Genomic DNA, 2,891 nt, shown 5'->3' on the forward strand with positions numbered 1-2,891 from the left:
CTCGTATATTATGTTTAGGCTCCTTTTTAAGAGCCCATAATTTCCTATTTTTCCTGTAATAATTTATTCAAATTTCTTGGATGTCCCGAGATATTTCTAGATAATGAGAATAGGATCATTTGGGACAATTCTTTTTCCTCCTGTGGGTTTAACCACATTTTTAGACTGTTTCTCAGTGTACGTGCGGTGCTTCCTACTCGCAGGCTGTTCTCCCTGAATCTCGAACCTAGAGGATAGTAGCTCTAGGGCGGCTTTCGAATCAGGGTAAGTTCTGATACACGAGGTTGCTGGTCGGCGTTCACACTAGAGATATCTCAGGGCATCCAAGAATAATACCAATGATTCTAATTTGAAAGGAGGGGACAACCCATGAAATTATTTGTTGGTTTAGATATTAGTTCTTTTGATATAAAAGTTTGTATCTTAGGCGATGAAGGAGAAAAGCTTACATCCTTTACCGTCTCTAACGATCTTCCAGGTGCCATACAACTACGAGACCGTATTCTAGATTGCACCACAAACAATAATATTCAAGCATTAAAAATCGGTTTAGAATCTACGTCTGTCTATAGTTTTCACCCTTCCATGTTTTTGCATAACGATGAATCACTAAAAGGTCTTGGCGCAAAGGTTTTTGTCATGAATCCCAAACAGATTGCCAATTTTAAGAAAAGCTATACGGATATGGATAAGACAGATGAGATTGATGCTTTTGTGATAGCTGACTATCTTCGCTTTGGGCGTAATTCCATGTCCGTGGTAAAGGAAGAACAGTATATTGCCTTACAACAATTGACTCGTTCCCGTTACCAACTCATCCATCAAGTGACGAAAGAGAAACAACATTTCTTACAGCACCTAAGTTTTAAATGTAATACCTTTTCTCAAGAGGTGGATTCGTCCGTTTTCGGGAACGCCATGATGGAAATGTTCTCAGAAAAATTTAGCCTAGATGAACTAGCACAAATGCCATTAGAAGATTTAGCCGGTTTCCTTCAGGAAAAAGGAAAAAACCGATTCAATGACGCAGAATGTGTAGCGAAATCCATCCAAAGGGCCGTCCGTTCTTCGTATCGCCTAGATAAGGTAGTCGAAGATTCAATCGACGTTCTCCTTGGTACATCCATTGAAGTGATTAGAACGCTTCAAAAGCAAGTAAAGGAGATTGAAAAGGCCATTGAACGCATCATGGCTGGCTTAGAAGAGACTCAGACCCTTCAATCCATCCCTGGTGTAGGACCTGTATTCACAGCTGGTATTATCGCTGAGATCGGTCAAATTGACCGTTTTGAAGATGAAACGAAAATAGCCAAATATGCAGGTCTGTACTGGCGAAAACATCAATCTGGACGTTTTACTGCGGATGATACTTCCCTTTCGCGCAACGGAAATCAATACCTAAGATATTACTTAGTTGAAGCCGCCAACTCAGTAAGAAGGCACATTCCCGAGTATCAAGAATACTACGCGAAGAAATACAAAGAAGTACCGAAACATCAGCACAAAAGGGCACTCGTTCTAACCGCAAGAAAATTTGTACGTTTGGTCGATGCGCTACTACGCAATCACCAAATTTACACGCCGAAAAGGAGCGTAAATATATGACGCATATGCGCTAATAAATCCTTTCTCTAATTCCAGTAAATACCAAAAATTTACTGGTCTAGTTTAGTGCTGCCTTTTTTCAGATATTTGATCCTTGATAACCAAATAACTAATTATTTTGTGCTTGACATATTACCGCAGGTCTAAAGGATGGGATAAAATTCCCGATTGAATTTTATCAATTAAACAAATCCTATTCTTGAAAGGGAGGAATCGTAATGGGAAAAAACAATAAAATCTTAGTACCTGAAGCACGCGCTCAGCTTGATCAACTTAAAGTGAATGTTATGAGGGACAAGGGATATAACGTTAACCCTAGCAAACCAGATGATGTGAAATATGAAATTGCGAAGGAGCAAGGTATCCCCTTACAAAAGGGATACAATGGAAAGCTTACCTCGGAACAAGCCGGAAAAATCGGTGGGCCTATTGGTGGTAACATGGTAAAAGAAATGATTAAAATGGCCAAGGAAAAGCTTTAAGTGCCCGGCACGCCCCGAATTTTGTCGAATAATCACAACGTAAAAGGCCGGTTGATCCATTCTTCAACCGGCCTTAGATAGCTTTTATTCTTTTGTTTAGCTTCAGGCTCCAGCGACTAGCAAACTTTCAGCTTCTTCCTACGATAAGTCAACATCGGCTCGTGCCTCGCCGTGTTTCCTTTATCTCGGGCCAACAGGATGTTGGTCAGAACGGCGTTGCGCCAGGACGGCGCGTTTTTAGCCGTTCATCCTTAACATAGAAGTTTGTACGTCGCTAAACGTCGCCTTACGCTTTTATTTGGCTAGCTTCAGCGCATATCGACTAGCAAACTTCTACGCTTCTTCCTACGATAAGTCAACATCAGCTCATGCTTCGCCGTGTTTCCTTTATCTCGGGCCAACAGGATGTTGGTCAGAACGGCGTTGCGCCAGGACGGCGCGCCTTTAGCCGTTCATCCTTAACACAAAAGTTTGTACGTCGATGAGCAATGCGCTTACGCTTTTATTTGGCTAGCTTCAGCGCATATCGACTAGCAAACTTCTACGCTTCTTCCTACGATAAGTCAACATCGGCTCATGCTTCGCCGTGTTTCCTTTATCTCGGGCCAACAGGATGTTGGTCAGAACGGCGTTGCGCCAGGACGGCGCGCCTTTGGCCGTTCATCCTTAACACAAAAGTTTGTACGTCGATGAGCAATGCGCTTACGCTTTTATTTGGCTAGCTTCAGGCTCCAGCGACTAGCAAACTTTCAGCTTCTTCCTACGATAAGTCAACATCGGCTCATGCTTCGCCGTGTTTCCTTT

The 2,891-nt window shown here is 42.3% G+C and carries 2 protein-coding genes; both read left to right on the plus strand.

The features are described 5' to 3' along the window. Window positions 1–369: 369 nt before the first annotated feature. On the plus strand, window positions 370–1,605 hold the full coding sequence (locus tag BN1243_RS12260) for an IS110 family RNA-guided transposase (protein ID WP_062104226.1): 1,236 nt from the start codon (window positions 370–372) through the stop codon (window positions 1,603–1,605). Window positions 1,606–1,823: 218 nt separating this feature from the next. After that, entirely contained in the window at window positions 1,824–2,087 is a 264-nt protein-coding gene (locus BN1243_RS12265) for an alpha/beta-type small acid-soluble spore protein (protein ID WP_062107219.1), read from the plus strand. The last annotated feature ends 804 nt before the right edge of the window (window positions 2,088–2,891 follow it).

Source organism: Bacillus niameyensis, from assembly GCF_001375535.1.
In the GTDB taxonomy this organism is placed as follows: Bacteria; Bacillota; Bacilli; order Bacillales; family Bacillaceae_C; genus Lederbergia; species Lederbergia niameyensis.